This is a genomic window from Pedobacter sp. KLB.chiD (genome assembly GCF_047040275.1).
Taxonomy (GTDB): Bacteria; Bacteroidota; Bacteroidia; order Sphingobacteriales; family Sphingobacteriaceae; genus Pedobacter.
In genome coordinates, this window is the sequence record NZ_CP178207.1 from 2,492,115 (window position 1) to 2,512,435 (window position 20,321).

General features: G+C 39.3%; 19 protein-coding genes. 11 read left to right on the forward strand and 8 right to left on the reverse strand.

The window, feature by feature from the left end:
* The first annotated feature begins 308 nt into the window (after positions 1 to 308).
* From ACK1I8_RS10075 to ACK1I8_RS10100, 6 genes are all read left to right on the forward strand, one after another.
* Complete coding sequence (locus ACK1I8_RS10075) at positions 309 to 1,022, forward strand: 3'-5' exonuclease (protein ID WP_412469197.1); 714 nt, start codon at positions 309 to 311, stop codon at positions 1,020 to 1,022.
* Positions 1,022 to 1,282 (forward strand): hypothetical protein, encoded by a 261-nt coding sequence (locus ACK1I8_RS10080; protein WP_412469198.1) that lies wholly within the window; start codon positions 1,022 to 1,024, stop codon positions 1,280 to 1,282. Before ACK1I8_RS10075 ends, ACK1I8_RS10080 begins: the two co-directional genes overlap by 1 nt.
* Positions 1,282 to 2,988: an ABC transporter ATP-binding protein gene (locus tag ACK1I8_RS10085; protein ID WP_412469199.1), complete on the forward strand. Its 1,707-nt coding sequence runs from the start codon at positions 1,282 to 1,284 to the stop codon at positions 2,986 to 2,988. Before ACK1I8_RS10080 ends, ACK1I8_RS10085 begins: the two co-directional genes overlap by 1 nt.
* Before the next feature lie 3 nt (positions 2,989 to 2,991).
* Positions 2,992 to 4,029, forward strand: a complete 1,038-nt coding sequence (locus tag ACK1I8_RS10090) for a sialidase family protein (RefSeq protein ID WP_412469200.1) — start codon at positions 2,992 to 2,994, stop codon at positions 4,027 to 4,029.
* Positions 4,030 to 4,264: 235 nt separating this feature from the next.
* Positions 4,265 to 6,397, forward strand: coding sequence for a ribonuclease R (gene rnr, locus ACK1I8_RS10095; RefSeq protein WP_412469201.1), 2,133 nt, complete (start codon positions 4,265 to 4,267; stop codon positions 6,395 to 6,397).
* A 43-nt stretch (positions 6,398 to 6,440) separates the two neighbouring features.
* Positions 6,441 to 7,415: a polyprenyl synthetase family protein gene (locus tag ACK1I8_RS10100; protein ID WP_412469202.1), complete on the forward strand. Its 975-nt coding sequence runs from the start codon at positions 6,441 to 6,443 to the stop codon at positions 7,413 to 7,415.
* A 277-nt stretch (positions 7,416 to 7,692) separates the two neighbouring features.
* Here ACK1I8_RS10100 and rpmA read toward each other — a convergent pair whose 3' ends face one another.
* Together rpmA and rplU are read right to left on the reverse strand one after the other, a co-directional pair.
* Positions 7,693 to 8,103, reverse strand: coding sequence for a 50S ribosomal protein L27 (rpmA, locus tag ACK1I8_RS10105; protein WP_293786653.1), 411 nt, complete (start codon positions 8,101 to 8,103; stop codon positions 7,693 to 7,695).
* 51 nt (positions 8,104 to 8,154) lie between these two features.
* A complete protein-coding gene (gene rplU, locus ACK1I8_RS10110; protein ID WP_196099264.1) occupies positions 8,155 to 8,466 on the reverse strand; it encodes a 50S ribosomal protein L21 in 312 nt (103 codons plus the stop codon).
* Between the two features lie 694 nt (positions 8,467 to 9,160).
* Here rplU and ACK1I8_RS10115 point away from each other — a divergent pair.
* Both ACK1I8_RS10115 and ACK1I8_RS10120 read left to right on the forward strand, forming a co-directional pair.
* On the forward strand, positions 9,161 to 10,117 hold the full coding sequence (locus ACK1I8_RS10115) for a GLPGLI family protein (protein WP_412469203.1): 957 nt from the start codon (positions 9,161 to 9,163) through the stop codon (positions 10,115 to 10,117).
* On the forward strand, positions 10,114 to 12,774 hold the full coding sequence (locus ACK1I8_RS10120) for a carboxypeptidase regulatory-like domain-containing protein (RefSeq protein WP_412469204.1): 2,661 nt from the start codon (positions 10,114 to 10,116) through the stop codon (positions 12,772 to 12,774). Before ACK1I8_RS10115 ends, ACK1I8_RS10120 begins: the two co-directional genes overlap by 4 nt.
* 129 nt (positions 12,775 to 12,903) lie before the next feature.
* Here the strand turns inward: ACK1I8_RS10120 and ACK1I8_RS10125 are convergent, their stop codons facing one another.
* The 4 genes from ACK1I8_RS10125 to ACK1I8_RS10140 form a co-directional block, all read right to left on the reverse strand.
* Positions 12,904 to 14,394: a M56 family metallopeptidase gene (locus ACK1I8_RS10125; protein ID WP_412469205.1), complete on the reverse strand. Its 1,491-nt coding sequence runs from the start codon at positions 14,392 to 14,394 to the stop codon at positions 12,904 to 12,906.
* 5 nt (positions 14,395 to 14,399) lie between these two features.
* On the reverse strand, positions 14,400 to 14,762 hold the full coding sequence (locus ACK1I8_RS10130) for a BlaI/MecI/CopY family transcriptional regulator (RefSeq protein WP_412469206.1): 363 nt from the start codon (positions 14,760 to 14,762) through the stop codon (positions 14,400 to 14,402).
* A 156-nt stretch (positions 14,763 to 14,918) separates the two neighbouring features.
* Complete coding sequence (locus ACK1I8_RS10135) at positions 14,919 to 15,419, reverse strand: hypothetical protein (protein ID WP_412469207.1); 501 nt, start codon at positions 15,417 to 15,419, stop codon at positions 14,919 to 14,921.
* Positions 15,420 to 15,524: 105 nt separating this feature from the next.
* Positions 15,525 to 16,898: a dicarboxylate/amino acid:cation symporter gene (locus ACK1I8_RS10140; RefSeq protein WP_412469208.1), complete on the reverse strand. Its 1,374-nt coding sequence runs from the start codon at positions 16,896 to 16,898 to the stop codon at positions 15,525 to 15,527.
* Positions 16,899 to 17,056: 158 nt separating this feature from the next.
* On the opposite strand from ACK1I8_RS10140, the gene ACK1I8_RS10145 reads away from it, so the two are divergent.
* The 3 genes from ACK1I8_RS10145 to ACK1I8_RS10155 all read left to right on the forward strand — a co-directional run bounded on the left by ACK1I8_RS10145 (position 17,057) and on the right by ACK1I8_RS10155 (position 18,819).
* Entirely contained in the window at positions 17,057 to 17,554 is a 498-nt protein-coding gene (locus tag ACK1I8_RS10145; RefSeq protein WP_412469209.1) for an RNA polymerase sigma factor, read from the forward strand.
* Positions 17,541 to 18,140, forward strand: coding sequence for a hypothetical protein (locus ACK1I8_RS10150; RefSeq protein ID WP_412469210.1), 600 nt, complete (start codon positions 17,541 to 17,543; stop codon positions 18,138 to 18,140). Before ACK1I8_RS10145 ends, ACK1I8_RS10150 begins: the two co-directional genes overlap by 14 nt.
* Before the next feature lie 106 nt (positions 18,141 to 18,246).
* Positions 18,247 to 18,819, forward strand: a complete 573-nt coding sequence (locus ACK1I8_RS10155) for a DUF922 domain-containing protein (protein ID WP_412469211.1) — start codon at positions 18,247 to 18,249, stop codon at positions 18,817 to 18,819.
* Here ACK1I8_RS10155 and ACK1I8_RS10160 read toward each other — a convergent pair.
* Complete coding sequence (locus ACK1I8_RS10160; RefSeq protein WP_412469212.1) at positions 18,808 to 19,179, reverse strand: diacylglycerol kinase family protein; 372 nt, start codon at positions 19,177 to 19,179, stop codon at positions 18,808 to 18,810. The genes ACK1I8_RS10155 and ACK1I8_RS10160 overlap by 12 nt on opposite strands.
* A gap of 528 nt (positions 19,180 to 19,707) precedes the next feature.
* Positions 19,708 to 20,295 (reverse strand): hypothetical protein, encoded by a 588-nt coding sequence (locus ACK1I8_RS10165; RefSeq protein ID WP_412469213.1) that lies wholly within the window; start codon positions 20,293 to 20,295, stop codon positions 19,708 to 19,710.
* Positions 20,296 to 20,321 lie beyond the last annotated feature (26 nt).

Sequence of the window (20,321 nt, forward strand, 5' to 3'; positions counted from 1 at the left end):
GTCAGATATCAAAAACTGACAGGTTAAGTCATTTTTTCCGCTGCTGTTTTAACAAAATCTTCTGCAGATAATACATTCAGTTGTAAGCACCATCCACAACAACCTTCCGCTGTCGAACCGTTCGCAGTCTCCAGATTTTTCTTCGATTACCCCACGGCCCTATCCACAAAAAAAAATGATACGGTCCCCTCAATACCTTAAACATAAATTAAGTGTGCATGTGTAACTAAAAAATATTCCTTCTGCTATAATTATGAACAGAAAACTGTAAATTGTTAATCGAAAACTGTTAACTGAAAACTGTTTATATGTTAAAAACGATAGATTTAAACCAGGTTATGGTTCTCGATATTGAAACCGTTCCACAATACCCTTCTTATCAGGATGTACCACCTCACCTTCAGGAACTCTGGGAACAAAAAACGCATTACCAACGCAATGGCGACCAAAGTGCTGAAGACTTTTATGATCGTGCAGGTATAATGGCAGAATTTGGTAAAATTATCTGTATCAGCCTCGGCATTTTTTATACAGACGAAAAAACGAATAAATTGCGTATCAAATCCTTTTCGGGGCATGATGAACACGAAATACTTTTGCAATTTGCAGCGCTGCTTAATAAACAAACGCCCAACCTGATGTTCTGTGCTCATAACGGAAAAGAATTTGACTTTCCTTACCTGTGCCGCAGACTTTTGGTCAATCGAATAGAAATTCCTTCACCATTAGAATTATCAGGCAAAAAACCTTGGGAAATTAATCATATCGATACCATGGAACTCTGGAAATTTGGTGATTACAAACATTTCACCTCGCTTAACCTCCTTGCTGCCATTCTGGATATTCCTACTCCAAAAGATGATATCAACGGCAGTCAGGTAAAACAGGTATACTATGAAGAAAAAAATCTGCCCCGGATTGTAACCTATTGCCAGAAAGATGTAATTACTACGGCACAGGTACTGTTAAAATTTAAAGGGATGGATATAATTCCGGAAGAAAATATTACCATTGTAACCTAATGGCAGAATTAAAAATAAACATTCCGGAATACGATAAAGAAAAGGGTGCTGTATCTATCTGGGAGGATGGTTTTGTAATTAAAAGCAAAGTTATAAATGATCAGATTATGATTTCAGCGAACCAGGCCGGCTTAATTTCTTTGGCAAAACAGCTGCTTTTTCTGGCACAAATCGAAACTCCCCCCGGTTGCCATTATCATTTAGATGATCATAATAGTTTAGAATCCGGTTCAAAAGAAATTGTAATCAGTAAAATTTAATGCTAAACGTTGAAAATTTAAATATCGATTTTTATAACCAGGAAGACAAAAGCTGGTTCAGTGCCGTAAAAAAAATCAGCTTTAAGGTTAAAAAAGGTACTGTTTTGGGTATAGTAGGCGAATCGGGCTCTGGCAAATCGGTTACGTCATTTTCTATTATGCGTTTACACAATGAAAGCCTTGCCAAAATCACCGGTGACATTGATTTTGAAGACACTAGTCTGCTTAGTTTAAATTCCAACGAAATCAGGCAGATCAGAGGGAATCAGATTTCGATGATTTTTCAGGAACCCATGACTTCCCTTAACCCTGTTTTTACCTGCGGCGATCAGGTGGCTGAAGCCATTATCCTGCACCAAAAGGTAAGTAAGGCCGAAGCTAAAAAGCAAACCATTGCCTTGTTTAATGAAGTGCAACTTCCGCGGCCCGAAAAGATATTTGACAGTTATCCGCACCAGATTTCAGGCGGACAGAAACAGCGGGTAATGATTGCCATGGCTTTGAGCTGCAACCCTAAACTCCTCATTGCCGACGAACCTACAACGGCGTTGGATGTAACCGTTCAAAAAACCATCCTGCAATTACTCCTTAAGCTTAAAACAGAGCGAAACATGGCCATGATCTTTATTTCGCACGATTTAGGTGTGGTAAACGAAATTGCCGATCATGTTGCCGTGATGTATAAGGGCGAAATTGTAGAACAGGGTTTGGCAAAATCGGTATTCGAAAATCCACAGCATCCTTATACAAAAGGTTTATTGGCCTGCAGACCGTCACCAAACATGCAATTGAAAAAATTACCGGTTGTAGCTGATTTTTTAAACCACCAAACCGGAGATTCACCTGCTTATTTAATGTCTGTCAACCAGTTAACAGTAACTGAAATTGCACAGAGAAGGCAAAAATTATACGGGCAAAAACCATTGCTTCAAATTAAAGATTTATGTACCTGGTATCCTATCCGTAATGGATTATTTGCTAAAACTACCGATTACGTTAAAGCGGTAGACGGAATCAACTTTGAGGTTTTTCCTGGCGAAACCCTTGGTTTAGTAGGTGAATCGGGTTGCGGAAAAACCACCCTGGGCCGTACCATCCTTCGATTAATTCAGCCTACATCTGGCAATATCATATTCGATGGTCAGGATATGACGCACCTGAATAAAAATGAGCTCAGAAAGCTCAGAAAAGATATCCAGATTATTTTTCAGGATCCCTATGCTTCGCTAAATCCTAAGTTAAGTATTGGCCAATCCATATTGGAACCCCTGAAGGTACATCGGCTTTATCAAAACGATGCCGAACGCAAACAAAAAGTATTAGAACTTTTAGATAAAGTTGGTTTAAAAGCTGAGCATTTTAACCGCTATCCACATGAATTTAGTGGAGGGCAGCGGCAGCGTGTGGTTATTGCGCGGGCTTTGGCATTACAGCCTAAATTTATCATCTGCGATGAATCGGTATCCGCGCTTGATGTATCGGTACAGGCACAGGTACTCAACCTCATCAGATCCTTACAGGAAGAGTTTGGCCTCACTTATATTTTCATTTCGCATGATCTGGCGGTAATCAAGCATATTTCTGACCGGATTTTGGTGATGAATAAAGGTAAAATTGAAGAAGAAGGCTTCCCTGAAGTATTATTTCATTCGCCCAAAGCCGCTTACACCCAAAAACTTATCGCCGCCATTCCCGGCCAACAATAAATTATGCAAAGAATCTTTTCCGTTATTGTTTTACTGTTTTTTTATGTAACCACCTACGCGCAGAAGGTAGAAATAATCCAGTCAGGCCCTGTTTTTAAGCAAGCACCTTTTGAAGCCTGCCATGCTTCCACACTGGTTGATCTCGGAAACGGAAAAATAATGGCCGCCTGGTTTGGGGGTAAACACGAAGGAAGCAAAGATGTGGTTATCTGGTCGGCGGTAAAAAATGGCACCAACTGGAGCCAACCTGTCGAAATTGCCAACGGCATACAAAACGATACCAGCCGGTTAGCCTGCTGGAATCCTGTGCTTTTTAAAGCAAAAAACGGCGTTTTATTTTTACATTACAAAGTGGGTTTAAATCCGCGCACCTGGTGGGCCGAATATAAAACATCTGTTAACAATGGTAAAAGCTGGTCTGAAGCTAAAAAATTACCGGAAGATTTTCTGGGCCCTATTAAAAACAAACCTGTTCAATTGGCAAACGGAACTGTTCTCTATCCATCAAGCACCGAAAGCCCGGATGAAAAAACGTGGCATATCCACATCGAAAAATCGGATGCAAACGGTAAAAACTGGAGAAAAATAGAGATCAACTGCGATACCTTCGGCGTTATCCAGCCATCCATCCTCGTGTATCCCAATAATAAATTACAATTGCTTTGCAGAAGCCGCCAAAACGTAATTGTAGAAAGCTGGTCTGTGGATAACGGCAAAACCTGGTCAAAACTAAAACCTACCCAACTGCCCAACCCCAATTCGGGCAGCGATGCGGTAACCTTAAAAGACGGCCGGCAATTGCTTGTTTACAACCCTTTAACTGCAGGTAAAAACTGGTGGGAAGGCCGCTCGGTATTAAAACTGGCCATATCAACCGATGGTGAAAACTGGAGAGACGTTTACACCCTCGAAAACCATTTAAAAGGTGAATATAGTTACCCGGCCATCATTCAGGACCGAAAAGGGAACATTCATTTAAGCTATACCGCCGAACGAAAGAAGATTACTTATGCCGAGATAAGATTAGTAGACCGGCTCTGAAATGGAAAGGCTAGCTGAAAAGCGTTTAACCTGAAATGGGTTAATGTTTATGGCCGATAATTAGTAGTTATTTTAGCTAAGCCCCCGGCTATCGACTATAAATGATAAGCCTCAAAATCGCCGGCAGTTCAGCGACCAATAACCGGCTACACATGCGCTACCCAACTTCCCAATATCCATTTTCCATCGCCCGTCTTACATATTTTCTGTATCTTCGGTAAATTCAGTTTAGCGTATGGCAAAGAAAAAATCGGCAAATATTAAATTGGTTCTGAATCAATTGGTTAGTGATATTTTTGAAAAAAACAACAATCAGTTGCTTAATTACAAACAGGTTTCGGCCAAATTGAACCTGAACGATCAGGAATCAAGAGAGACGATTTTAGAGATATTGAAGGAAGGAAAAAACGACGGTATTTTCTTAGAGCCCCAAAAAGGAAAATTTAAACTCAAAGAACTGCAGAACTTTATTATTGGTACGGTAGATATGACAGCCGATGGTTCGGCATATATTGTTCCTGAAGATGAGTTTGAAAAAGATATTTTCGTAGCTCCCCGCAAGCTTAAAAACGCCCTGCATGGCGATACTGTAAAAGCTTATGTTTTTGCCAAAAAGCGTGGCCGTAAAAATGATGGTGAGGTAGTTGAAATCATTAAAAGAGCGAAATCAGACTTTACAGGTGTAATTGAAATATCAGATCGCTTTGCTTTCGTTATTGCCGACGATAAAAAAATGATGCATGATATTTTTGTGCCGTTAGCCGATACGCATGGTGCAAAAAGTGGACAACGGGTATTGGTCACGTTATCTGATTGGCCTGAAAGTGCCAAGAACCCAATAGGTGTGGTGAAACATGTGCTGGGCAACCAAGGTGAAAACAACACCGAAATGAATGCCATTCTGGCTCAATACGGATTCCCGCTCGAATTTCCTCCACAGGTAGAAAAAGAAGCGAATGCCATTCCGGAAGAAATTCCTGCTGCTGAAATCGCTAAACGCAAAGATTTCAGACAGGTGTTAACCTTTACCATTGATCCGGCAGATGCAAAAGATTTTGATGATGCCATCTCTTACCGGAAATTACCTAACGGAAACCATGAAATCGGAATTCACATTGCAGATGTTTCACATTATGTGATTCAGGGAAGTGAACTCGATAAAGAAGCGTATAGCCGCGCTACTTCGGTATACCTGGTTGATCGCGTAATCCCGATGCTGCCGGAGCGTTTAAGTAATGGTGTATGCTCGCTTCGTTCACACGAAGATAAATTGTGCTTTGCGGCTGTATTTGAGCTTGATGAGCAGGCAAACATTCAAAATGAATGGTATGGCCGTACCATAATCCACTCCGACCGCAGATTTACCTATGAAGAAGCCCAGGAAGTGATTGAAAGTAAATCCGGCGATTATGCAAACGAAATACAAAAACTGAATGAGTTGGCCTATATCCTGCGTGAACGTAAGTTTAAAAATGGTGCCATCAGTTTCGAAAGTACGGAAGTTAAGTTTAAACTCGATGAAGCAGGCAAACCCATAGGCGTTTATGTAAAAGAACGTAAAGATGCCCATAAGCTGATTGAAGATTACATGCTTTTAGCCAATCGTAAAGTAGCTGAATTTATTGCTAAAAAAAGCAAGGGTAAACAAAAATTAACCTTTGTTTACCGGGTACATGATTCGCCAAATATGGAAACCCTCGAAACTTTTGCCAACTTTGCTTCCCGTTTTGGTTATAAAATCAATACCAAATCTGATAAGGAAATCGCCAGATCGCTCAACCATTTAATGAACGATGTAGAAGGCAAAAAAGAGCAGAACATTTTAACCTCACTGGCCATTCGCTCTATGTCCAAAGCCATTTATACCACCAAAAAAACCAGTCATTATGGTCTGGCTTTTGATTATTATACCCACTTTACTTCACCCATCCGCCGTTATCCTGATGTGATGGCGCACCGTTTACTTCAAACCTATCTTGACGGCGGCAAATCTGCCGATATGGAATTTTATGAAGTGGCTTCTGCACATTCTTCAGCGATGGAAAAACGGGCTGCAGATGCTGAAAGGGCTTCAGTTAAATACAAACAGGCAGAATATTTAGAAAACAATATCGGTACAGAATACAAAGGCATTATTTCGGGGGTTACCGAGTGGGGCATGTACGTAGAAATTGAAGAGAATAAATGCGAAGGTATGATCCGGTTAAGGGATATATCTGATGATTTTTATGTACTTGACGAGAAAAACTACTGTATTGTTGGTCAAAGAAAGAAGAAAAAGTATCAACTGGGGGATGAAGTAATGATTCGTGTAAAAAAAGTTGACCTTTCTAAACGTCAGATCGATTTTACCCTTATTCCTGATTAAAAAATTAAGACATTTGTGTCCGAAACACAAGGTTGAAACAAACATGCAAACTACAGAACAATTACAGCAGATTTTAGATACCGCAATACAAAATTTAAACTTACCAGGTTACCCGAAGCAACTCTACGATCCAATCCGTTACATTATCAACCTTGGCGGCAAACGTGTAAGGCCCCTACTGGTACTTATGGCAACCGAATTGTTTGGTACCGATGCCAATGAATCTGTCCACGCTGCCATGGCCATTGAAATTTTCCATAATTTCACCCTGGTACATGATGATATTATGGATAATGCGCCGTTGCGCAGGGGCCAGGCTACCGTACATGAAAAATGGAGTACCAATGTGGCTATTTTAAGTGGTGATGTAATGATGGTAGAAGCCAATAAAAACCTGGCTAAAGTAAATCCGGTTTTCCTTAAAGATGCATTGGATACTTTCAATGCTACCGCTCAGGGTGTTTGCGAGGGACAACAGCTGGATATGGAATTTGAAGGACGGAATGATGTAAGTATTGAAGAATATATCAATATGATCCGACTTAAAACAGCTGTATTATTAGGTGGCGCATTAAAATTAGGAGCAATTATTGCCGGTGCATCAGCAAAAGATGCCGACCTGATTGAGCAATTTGGTGAAAACATAGGCATTGCTTTTCAACTGCAGGATGACATTTTGGATGTTTATGCTGATCCTGAAAAGTTTGGCAAACTGGTTGGCGGTGATATTATTGCCAATAAAAAAACTTTCTTGCTGCTAAAAGCTTTTGAACTCGCTGAAGGCGATCACAAAGCTATTTTAAATACCTGGACTACTGCTAAAGCGTTTAATGCACAAGAAAAGGTAGAAACCGTCAGGACAGTTTACGATACACTCGATATACAGCAAATTGCAAAAGAACACATGAACCATTACCGCGATAAAGCTTTGTCCTTATTTGCACAGATCAATGTGAGCAATGAAAGAAAAGCAAGCCTGTTGACACTTACCCACCAGTTAATGGCCAGGGAATATTAAGGTATTCGTTGATACCGTTTTTCACTGTTAGCCAAATGGCCGCCCGTTCGAGTAGGCCTGACAGTATGGTAGGAGAAATCTATCTACAAGGCTTAATTTATGCTGAGTGTCAACACCTCTCTCTACTTTGCGCTAGGCGCTGATTGCCTTGGAATAGTCTTCTGAACTAACGGCCAATGACCAACTAATACCAATGCCCAATCAACCCCGGTAACCAGTATAACAAAAAAGGTCCTGATTTGCATCAGAACCTTCTTTATATTTTATTTTGTACTAATTATTCTGCAGCGGCAGCTTCTTCAGTAGCTTCGTCTTTTTTAGCTGCCTTTTTTGCAGGCGCTTTTTTAGCAGGTGCAGCTTCAGCTACAACTTCATTTTCTGCAGTTGCTTTTTTAGCAGCTGGCTTAGCGATTGCTGCTTCGATCTCCGCATCAGTGATAGGAAGAATAGAAACATATGATTTATTATCTTGTTTCTTTTTGAAAACAACAGTACCATCAACTAAAGCAAATAAAGTATGGTCTTTACCAATACCCACGCCTTTATCAGGATGGTGTTTTGTACCACGTTGACGTACTAAAATGTTTCCTGCGATAGCTAACTGACCACCGAAAACTTTAATACCTAAACGCTTACTATGCGATTCGCGTCCGTTTTTCGAACTACCGGCTCCTTTTTTGTGTGCCATGATTTTATATTTTGTAACCCGCTAAAAGCGGATTATTGGGTTAACAATTAATTATAACGTGATATCAGAGATCTGAATCTTAGTGAAAAACTGGCGGTGACCATTTTTCTTTTTGTAACCTTTTCTACGTTTTTTGTGGAAAACGATTACTTTATCACCTTTTAAATGAGATACGATCTTAGCTGAAACTTTAGCACCTTGAACTGCAGGAGCACCTACAGTAATTGCACCACCGTTATCAACCAACAATACATTATCAAATTCAATACTAGCGCCTTCATCTCCTTGTAATCTGTGTACAAAAAGGTGCTGGTCTTTAGCAACTTTAAATTGCTGCCCTGCTATATTTACTATTGCGTACATTGTTTAAATATTAGTTTTTTTAATTTTTATTTAACGAGGTGCAAATATAGAACAAATTCAATTAACACACAAATAGATATCGAAAATATTTTTAGTTAAAACATTCTCCTCATCTTCGCCCCACCTTCCTGATCTGTTTACCCGCCCCGTTATCGTTTTTTAAAGCGTCAAGATATGCATTGTAGTTCCTTTCCCGCATCCTGCACACGCCCTGTTTACACACACAATAGCAATGAAAGGCCTCCGGATTTTCAGCGATGCTTATCATCTATAATGGGAACACTCTCGTTTGTAAAGTTCCAGGGTGCACAAGCTTTGTTTCTAAACCCGATTAAGCGGAATAGCCCACAGCGCAGCGAGGACTATAAGCGAAAGCGGGGCCGCAAGCCGCCAAGAAACACCGAACGCTCATTTCCAAATATTATTTCTGTCGGTTCCAACTCCACTCAAATGACATATCAAAAATGTAGGTGTCTATTCATCCCGGCGAATAAATACGTACCCTCTCCTCCCCAATTTTCCATCTTCCATTTTTACATCTTCCATTTTCCATCTTCCATTTTTACATCTTCCATTTTCCATCATCCGTCTTCCATTTTATTCCTCCTCCCGTTAAAAAATGTTAAAACATTTTTCTAATTACGAATAATTCGTAGATTTACGAAAATTAAATAGATAACTAAATAACCCTATCATGAAACGAATTTTTACTTCTTGCCTGGCTACAGTCATTTTACTATCAGCAAAGGCTCAGGAACCAGACAAAGCGTTGGCCCGGGTGCGCTACACTTTTACACACGTAATGGATACTACACAAAGGGATAAGCCCAGGGTGGAAAATATGCTATTGGTAACCGGCAAAAATGCATCGGTGTTTACCAGTTACGATAAACTGAACCAGGCAAAGAACATGCAAATGCAAATAATGGAGCAAATGAAGAACCAGACAGGTAATAACAACGTTAAAATTGAAGTAAAAAGTGAAACGAAAGCTCCCCTTACCCAGGAAGACTATTTCTTTTTTGCAAATGAGCATAAAATGATTACGAAAGAACGCGTGTTTAACAATTACCTGATTGAAGAATCCGCTCCAACCATTAAATGGAAGATATTAAAAGATACAATGGTTTTTTCAGGAATTTCCTGCCAAAAAGCAACCACACATTTTAAAGGCCGTAACTGGATAGCCTGGTTTGCTACTGAGATTCCGCTTCAAAGCGGTCCTTGGAAATTAAATGGACTGCCTGGTTTAATTATCGAAGCTTATGATGATAAAAAGGAAGTGAAATTTGAATTTGCCGGATTGGAAAATGTTAAGGAGTCGGGTGCCGTAACCAATGCCGATGGAGAGGTGAAAATAGCCGCACCAAGCGGAGGCGTGAGTTCAGTAAAGATTATGGGCATGGATATCAGCACAAGCTATCTGGGGCCTGAAATTAAGCTACCTGCCGATGCCATAAAAACCACCAGAAAAGAACTTGATAAACTTAAAGCTGCCCGTGATCAGGATCCGCAAGGATTTATGCAGGCCCAAATGGCGGCGAATGGTATGCAAGGCTCGTTCAAAATGAACCAGGTACCACGCCCTGCCGGCACAACCATCAATAAAGCTGAAATCAACAATCCGATAGAAATTGAAGATAAAAAATGAGAAAATTCATTTTAAGCTGCTGGTTTGTGCTTGCAGCTTTTGCTGTATTCGCACAACAGCCAGTTAAAGGATTGGTAAAAGATGCCAGTGGCAAAGGTATTGAATCGGTTAATATAACCTTAAAAGATGCAGAGGGCAACATCATCAATTTTACACGGACCAATAAAAATGGTGCCTTTACCATGGAACTCAAAAATAACGCGGTTGCAGGTTACAAAATTGAAGCTTCGAGCATTGGCTTCAAAAAGCAGGTTACCACGGTAACAGACGTTACTAAAAATTACGAAGTGATTTTACAACCCAGCGAAACCTCGCTGGAAACGGTAACCGTTAAAAACCGACCATCGTTAACCTCCAGGGGCGATACTTTAAATTACCGCACTGCCGACTTTGCCGATAAGCAAGACAGAAGTATCGGCGATGTATTGAAAAAAATGCCCGGTGTTGAAGTGGCCGAGGATGGAAAGATCAGCTACAACGGGAAATCGATATCTAACCTTTATGTGGATGGCGACAACCTGCTGGATGATAAATACAATATAGGCACCAAAAGTATTCCGCACGGGGCTGTTGACAAGATACAGGTGATTCAAAACGATCAACCTGTTAAAATGATGCGCAAAAATAATATGAGTGATGACGTTGCCTTAAACCTGGTGATCAAAGATGAAGCTAAGCTCAAAGTGATGGGCGATGCCACTGTTGGTGCGGGTGTACCCAATCGATTTGATGAAAACCTAACCGCCATGTTGTTTAATAAAAAACTAAAGTTTATTAACAATATTAAAGGAAACAATATTGGCATTGACCCAGGTGCCGATCTCATTGCACATAATTTTTCTGATTATGCAAAAAAACTGGATAATGATAAACCAAACGGACTGCTATCTACGGGCGCTGCCGGAGTACCATCCCTACCACAAAGCAGATATCTGTTTAACAAAGCTGGCTTAGTTAACCTCAACAACCTATACAAGTTCAATCCCGACCTTCAGTTGAGGGCCAATATCTCCTATTTATACGACCAAAGACGTCAGGAATACAATAAATTTTCGGAGACTTACCTTCCTGGTCAAACCATACAATATGCCGAAACGCAAAACAATGCCATTAACCCACAAAAACTTAGGGCGCAATTCAACCTGAACGGCAACGCTGAACAATACTACCTGAACAACAATCTGGTATTGGAATATACGCCTTTCAAAACCACATCAGATTTTGTAATTAACAACGTAGCAGCCAACCAGATCCTCAAACAGGAAACTTTTGATCTATCAAACGAATTTAATTACCGAAAAAAGTTAAAATCGGAGAACGTAATTAACCTTTACTCCTACTTAAACCGAACTACTCAACCCGAAACGCTAAATATTACCCCCGGTCTAAATCCAGATGTTCTGAATAATGGGAACGCTTATCTTGGTTTAACACAACATATTAAACTGCCCACCTGGTACACCAATAATTACGTATCGTTCGCTCTTGTAAAAAACAACTTTGTACAAACCTACAAAGCAGGCTTCAACGTGCAACAACAACAGCTTAAGTCAGGATTATACCGCACACAAAACAACGAGCAGATGGAGCCTGTTACAGGCAATACGGCAAATGCCCTCGACTGGTTTAAAACCAAACTTTATACTGAAGCCACTTACGAGTACACGAATGATAAGTTAAAGGCTGGTTTAAGCTTACCACTGAGCTATAACCACATCAACTACAGCGATGCACTTAATCAATTGGACAACAGCTTGAATAAACTATTTTTAAACCCCGCGTTTAATCTAAAATATCAAACCAGTATCGAAAATTATGTGACGGCAAACTATAGCTTCAGAAATGATCTGGGAAATATTAGTGATGTGTACCGGGGTACTATTTTAAAAAACTACCGCTCATTATTCTCAAACGATGCACCAATTACTGAATCCAAAACACATAATATAGGGGCCGGTTTCAACTTTAGAAAAGCCATGCAAATGTTGTTTGCCAACTTAACAGCCAATTATAGCGATACGGAGTTGAACACCATTTCAGCTTTCAACCTGAGCAACAACATTCAACAGAAAATTGTATTGCCGCTAAATAACCATATCCGTAATTTCTCCCTCGCAGCAAACGCCAGTAAATACCTATTTACCTTAAAAAGCACCGTAAATGCCGGCATCATTTATTCTCAAAGCAGATACAGTCAGCTGCAAAACAATGCACTCTTACCATTCAGCACGCAAACCATGGCTTACAAAGTTGGCATTGAAGCTAAACTGAGCAAATTCATCAACTGGTCTTACGCTGCCAATATTGCCATTACTGATAATAAAGCTATGGTAGCCGACGGGATAAAAACGAATTTTAAACAATTGAGGCAGCAGTCTGCCTTAGCGATTACCACACTTAAAAATCTGTATGTAAACTTATCTGCTGAACACCTTTTTACCCGCCAATCATCACAACCTGATTTGAAATACCTTTTTGCCGATGCAAACCTGCGTTACAAATGGTTAAAGATGAAAACTGATTTTGAATTTGGAGTTACAAACCTGACTAATATTAAAAGGTTTGATGCCATTTACCTTTCGGCCAACTCCTTAACTACCGGAACTTATAACATCCCCGGGCGGGTAGCCATGTTAAGGGCTACGTTTAATTTTTAGAATTTGATCAGCGGGAAGTGCTGTAACGCATGATCTCCCGCTGATTTTAGATGATCAACGCAGATCGTTGTTTTAAGAACTTTTCTGATCTGCAAAATCCGTTTGATCTGCGAAGGAAATATATCTCAGCTAATGCTTTGTATTGATCTCGATAAACTGCCCTTTTTGATCCATTTTCATATCCATAATCATATTGGGGTTCAATTCACCAATCGCTTCTTTACTCACCTTATTTCCGTTCAGATAATAACCTATACTGCTAACTGATGATTCATTTGCCGTTGGTTTATCTTTTAATGCATCACTGTTTTCTTTCGTATTGACGCTTGATTTTATCACAAAAATGGCGGTAACTTTTTTTCCTTTGGTATCAGGTATGTTTCTGAAGCCACCATTTGCCTGTTCAGCAAGCATAATCTGCTCAATTCTCTCATTAGCCGGAACGGAATCTGTAAAATTGAATTGTTTAACCAAAATTCTTTTTTCTGAACTGCCATCTGCTTTAAAATGAAATTTAAAGTTGTCAACCTTTTCTTGAATCGCAGCCATAGCATTGTGCTGTACCGAATCCCCACTGTTATTGCTCTGTTTCAGGACATAGGTAAATGCGGTAGTATCTGCTTTATGCACCATCGCTGGTGCAGCCTTTCTTGTTTCACTAATTTTTGATTTTATTCCGGTTTTCACAACAGTTTCAGCTTCCTGATGCGGTACCGCGTCAACCACCATTCGGGTTAATGGCGTTAAACTATTTTGCACAGCCTTTTTATCAATGGTAAAGGCAAGCGTAATACACAGCAAAAATGGTAAAGCAAGCATATAGCGTGTTAAATTTACGTTTGAAGAACGTTTTGCATTCATCATCATGATCCTTTTCTTAAGATCAGACAAGCTGAAATTATTCACGATGGCAACTGATGCCTGTAAACTGCCCACATCCAGCAAACTGTACTGATAAGCCTTTTTATCTATTCCTTTCTTTAAAATACGGGCATCGGTAATAAACTCAATATTTTCGCGTACAGCCTTTTTCATCAGCCAGACGCCAGGGTTAAACCAATAAAAAACCACACAAATTTCAGCCAGAATAATATCAAGCGTATGCCATTGCTCTACATGTACTTGCTCGTGGGCCAGTATATTTGGCAGATCCTCCTGCTTGTGCAAGCCTGGATTGATATAAATGGTTTGCCAGAAACTAAAAGGACTTACTGCATCTGCCAAGATCCTTACCGGATACTGATTTAACTGATCGGGCGAAGAATTTTGATGCATGCGGTACAAAGAAATAAACTGTATAAGTAAACGTAATGCCATAAGCACTACACCAACGTAAAAAAACGCCGCAAGCACTTGCCACAATAATGGAACGCCATCCTGTTTCACCAGCTCTCTTACCTGTTGTTTTAGTGCGGGAACAAAGGCTGGCACAGATTTATGGCCAGCTAAAAAATCGGTCAGGTTAATAAAAGGATAAACAGAAGAAAAAATAATTCCAAATAAAAGAAACATCCTGTTGATGGAATAAAAAGTTAGCCTCCGCAACACCAGGTAATAGGTAGCCGAAAATAAAATCAGCACCAGGTTAATTTTTAACAAAATGAGAAAGAAATGTGGCATAGCCTCTACTTTTCAGGGTGCTCAATTAAATTGATAATCTCTTTCAGTTCATCGGCACTGATCTTTTTATCTTTGGCGAAAAAGGCAACCAGTTCCTTATACGAGCTTTTAAAATAATTATTGACAAAACCACTCATAAAGCGCTTTTTATACTCAACTTCTTTCACCTTTGCACTATAACGGTTGGCATTCGCGAAACGCTCGCTTACCAGGTATCCTTTACGTTCCAGGTTTTTAATAGTAGATGCTAAAGTGGTATATGGTGGTTTAGGCTCAGGCAGTACATCCATAAAATCTTTGATAAAGCCTTTCCCTAACTGCCAAACCGCCAGCATCGCTTCTTCTTCCTGCAATGTTAATTTTTCCATATTTACGAATATATCGTAAATATACGAAAACATCCTAAATATCAAAGACCTTAATCTACTTAGATCAAGGTCTTTGATGATAATAATGAATGAAAAATTTATCTTTTCTTCTTCGATTGAGACTTCTGACTCAGGATTTCTGACTATAAACTAAGACTACTTAGCGCTTCGTTTTTCGGCCTGTAAAAGCGTTTGATCTATGACTTTACGCATTTGCACAGCCGCATCCAATAATTTTGGATTACCATCAAAATCGCCGTAAATCACTACATGTTTCGTTTTTTCCTTGTATTTGAACAGAATATCATAGCGTGGTACTGCCATTGATTTATCACTTTTCTTACCAATGGTATCCGGAAAATTCCAAAGTCCGATTTCGTTAGCCTTACTATGCATGTAAAGAATATCATCGTTCTTTAAAAAGATTTTTTTCTTAATGACCGAATCTGCCCCGTTTACATACTGATATTCGCCAGTAGCCGAGTTATAGTGATTTTCTAAGGTATCTTTAATCCCCCATTTATACTCCATCGATACGAAATCCTTTTTCCGGAACGGTGCATTCTGAATAATTGGCTTGTAATAGATGTAACAGTAAATGATCATCGGAACGATAATGGTAATGGCTAAAAATATTTTTTTTCCTCTGCTTGACACTTTTTTATTAATTATTGATGATTGAATTCTTTATTGAGCGTGTTGTTTAATTTAAATTAGCGACTCCTGTTGACTTAAGACTCTGGACTTATGACTCAAGATTCCTTACTCTTTTAGTTCCCCTTCCCACTTGCTTACCACGGCGGTTGCAATACTGTTTCCCACCACGTTAGTTGCCGAACGGCCCATATCCAGTAAGGGATCAATGCCGATTAAAAGCGCCAGGCCTGCTTCCGGGATGTTAAAGCTGGCAATTGTGCCTGCAATAACGACCAAAGATGCCCTGGGTACGCCCGCAATGCCTTTACTGGTTAACATCAAAATTAAAAGCATCGAAATTTGTTGCTCAAAACTTAAATGAATGCCGTAAGCCTGTGCAATAAATAACGAAGCAAAGGTCATATACATCATCGATCCATCTAAATTGAATGAATAACCTAATGGCAGCACAAAACTTACAATTTTATCCTTACAGCCGAAACGTTCTAACAACATCATTGTTTTGGGATAGGCTGCTTCGCTGCTGGCTGTACTAAAAGCCAAAAGTGCAGGCTCTTTCATATCGTTTACCAAACGGAAAATACGTTTTTTCAGGATCAGGAATCCAAGAAAGATCAACAATCCCCATAAAATGATTAAACCAAAGTAAAATTCACCAATAAAAATGGCATAAGTATTCAGCACGCTTAAACCCTGCTTGGCAATGATAGCTGTCATGGCGCCAAAAACAGCAAGCGGCGCAAAGTTCATAACATAACCTGTCATCTTTAAGATCACGTGCGCAATGGCATCAAAAGCTTTGATTACAATCTGCCCCATATCACCAATAGCTGCTGTTGCTACGCCAAAAAACAAAGAGAATACTACAATCTGTAAAATTTCATTGGTAGCCATTGATTCGGCAATACTTTTTGGGAATACATGCGCGATAAAGTCTTTGACACTCATAGCCGCCTTTTGTATTCCTGTATCAACCAGATGATCGGGCAGCGATAATTTCATGTGCTTACCGGGTTCAAACAGGTTCACTAAAATCATTCCTAACACAAGCGACATTAACGACATCGTTAAAAACCAACCTAATGTTTTACCCCCGATTCGGCCAACAGCTCTGATATCACCTACTTTTGCAACACCCACAACCAGCGTAGTAAATACAAGTGGTGCGACAATCATTTTAATCAGACGTAGAAAAATATCGCTCAATAAGGTAAAAAACTCTAGTTTTTTCTCCCTTATGGTCTCATTTTCTTTTTTGATTTTAGCGGCAGCTTTTTTATCTGCTTTAAGCTGGGCATAAACCGCACTTGTGGTATCAGTTGATTTTGCAATGTTTACTTCTATACTTTTAACTTTTGCATCGGCATTGAGGATGTTCTGGTTGTAAACATTGATAGCATTTATGTTTAAAAAATATCCCAATGCAATCCCTGCAATCAGCGCTATAAAAATAAAAAGCGTGAGTCTGTTTTTCTTCATGAATAAAAAAGTTTGTGGCAACTTAATTTGGTAAAACTACGATATTTACAGCTTGTAACCAATTTTGATATCAGGAGCCTTCAAAAATAAATTATTTTGAAATTTCCTTGTAACAAAAAATGTGTATCAACATCTAAAACGCAACGACAACCCCCTAAATGGAACAAAAAGACAAGTTATTCAAGCAGATCTTCGATTCGAATTCCAAAAAAATATTCCATTTATGTTATGGTTATACCGGCGATACCGACGCTGCAAATGATCTTTTACAGGAAACTTTTTTAAAGGTCTGGCAAAATCTGGACAAGTTCCGTAACAAATCTTTGATTTCAACGTGGATTTACCGTATCGCAGTAAATACCTGTTTAACTTACCTGAGATCGGAAAAGAGACAGGCGAAAGATGAATTAACGGACAACATTATTGAAAATAAAGTAGAAGAATTTTCGGAGAAAAATGAACAGATAGCCTTGCTTTATAAGTGTATTTCTAAACTTGAGGAGAATGACCGTTTAATTATTACTATGGTACTGGACGAGCTTCCATATCATGAAATTGCTGACATTTCGGGTATCAGTGAAGGCAATTTGAGGGTAAAAATTCATCGTATTAAACAAAAATTAACAGAATTATATAGCCAGTATGCAAGCGTTTGATCAAATACAGGAGTTGTGGCAAAAACATGAGGTAGAAGTTAAGCTTTCTGCTGATGAGATGTTGCAACAAGCGAAGAAAGAAGTAAATGGATTAAAGCTGAAATCGGCCTTAAATATTGGAGGTATGCTGCTGTCATTCTTAGCCATCGCTGCCCTATGGATATTTTTCCATTTCGAGTCTTGGACCACACACGTAGGCATCAGCATTACCATTATCGCCATCGGTGTATATACTATCATCCTATACCGCGATTACCGTTTAATTTCTAAAAATGATTTCACCGCCCATCCAAATGAATTTTTAAACAATTTAAAAACATACCAGCTCAACCGTTACAAGCTATACAATTCGCTCTATTGGTTTTATGCTATTGCCCTTTCTTTGGGTTTGATATTTTATTTTGTAGAAATACTGGCGTACTTTAACACGATACAGAAAGTAATTGCCATAGGTTTAACAGCACTTTGGATTATTTTCTGCTCAACCATTCTACGCAAAGCCGTCATAAAAAGGGAAAAAGAACGGATTGCTTTGCTGATCGAGAAATTTGAGCGCATTAGCGGACAGATTTCTACCCCTGAATAATTTTAGGCACGGTTTTTTCGTTGTAAATTTTGACACACTAAACCCTGATGATTTGATTAGCCTGGATGGCAAAAAAGAATCAGGCTGTGATACCGTTGAAAAAATTATGGCATTGAAAAAACTCATCATACCGATATTATTATTACTGTTCCTGCCCTTCTCATTTGCTTTTAAACAGGATTTTACCCAGCCTGTACAATTGAACTGGGAAACTTATTTTAAAGGCAAAGCTGATGAACGTTCGCCATTTATTGCATTAACCGCGATGACATGGGAATATAGTTACAACAGTACCGTGTATCGAAACCGTGTGGTGATCAAGCTTAAAAATGAAGTGCGCATTGATAAAAACCGTTCCTGGGTAAAGTGGAACAGAATCAAAGATCCTGAAGTTAGGGCCAGCTTACTGCACCACGAACAAGGCCATGTAAACATTCAGTACATTCTGCTTTCTGAAGCCGAAAGGGTGCTTAAAAACCGTAATTATTCGGTTAGCAACTATAAAGCCCAAATAGCCGAACTGGCTAACCAGATCAGCAGTTACTTTGATACCATGCAGCGTAATTACGATGAAGAAACCGAGCATGGCAGCAACCACAAGATGCAGGCCCGATGGGATCAGATTATTGCGGATAAAATGGAGGAATCTAGAACGGCCACATTGGCTTTACAGCAATAATTTGGGTATAAATATAATGGCTCCAACGGCTAAAGCCAAAAATGCAGCAACCAAAACCGCAGCAGCAGCCAGATCTTTTACGATTTTAATTTTAGGATGAAAATCCGGCGAAACCACATCGGCAAGCTTTTCGACAGCAGAATTAAAAATTTCGGCAACAATAACGGCCGAGATAACCCCTAAGATGGCAATCCATTCTAAAGCAGAAAGTTTGAGGTAAAAAGATAGACCAATAGCGATAACTGCTGCAACGAGATGAACCCGCCCGTTATGATCGAGCATAAAAAACAGTTTTAAGCCCTGAAAAGCATATTTAAAACTTTTAATACGATCTATAATAGAAAAATTTTGGTTGTTCATTATTTTTGAAATTCGTCATCCTGAATTTATTCAGGATCTCTCAGTATAAATAGATGCAGAAATAATTTACCAATAATAGCCTTTAATAAGAAAAATCATCATCGCGAGGGCACGATGCAATTTTAATGCGTACGCTAGTAGCGATCGTTTTAAGATTGCTTCCCCGAAAGGTTGGTATAGCTGTAGGCTGAAAAAGCCTTCTCACAAGGACAATGACTCCTAGCCCTTAAATTTACTAAATCATCTGTCAATCCTATTGATTTTTATATAATAAATTATCTCTCAGGATAACATCGAGCGCGAAAAGCCTTCATCTCGACCGCAGTAAAGCAAAGTGCCTGCCCATACAGGCGAGAAGAGATCTTTGTAACAACTTATTGAAATCAAATTTAAAAGATTTCTCCATTTCGCTACCGATGAAAAATGGGTAAGCTTCAGTCGAAATGACGATTAACTGGTTAGAATTTGTCGCCATGCCATACACATCACGCTATGCACCATCCACCTTTATACCTTCCACCTTCTACCCTACTTCACCTCGCTTGTAGAAAAACTGTTTCCACTCAATTTATATTGATAGGTTTTGGTAATCGTTTCAGTACTATCCTTTACGGGAAACGAACGAAAAAGATCACCGTTTTTGATGAAAAATTTATCGTTACCGGCATAACCTTTCTTTTGACTGACATTTAAGGCAGGAAAACTGATTTTATTAAAATTACCGCCTGCATATTCAAAGACATTAAGATCAGAAACATTTTTTTTGCTCAACAGCTGTACGTATAATTCCGGATTTCCATCATTATCTAAATCCATATTCCAGGCATCGGTAATAATGCCTTTGCGGTCAATAGCTGCAGACCGGTAATGATTGTGGATCGAATCAGACATTAAAATCTGATATCCACCTATCGAATCCACTCCCTTCCCCCAACTTACTATTTCAAAATTTAATCCGGGTTTTACTTCAATATCCTTATAAAAACGGAAGGGGTTTTTCTGTACTGTCAGGGTTTCAGTTCTAATTTCTTTTGGTTTCTCCTGGCTGCATGCCAAACAAAACAGCATCCCTGTAATACACAAGAGATGCTGTAATGTATATTGTTGTAATTTCATCTTAGTTTGGGATATTTTGGTTGTCC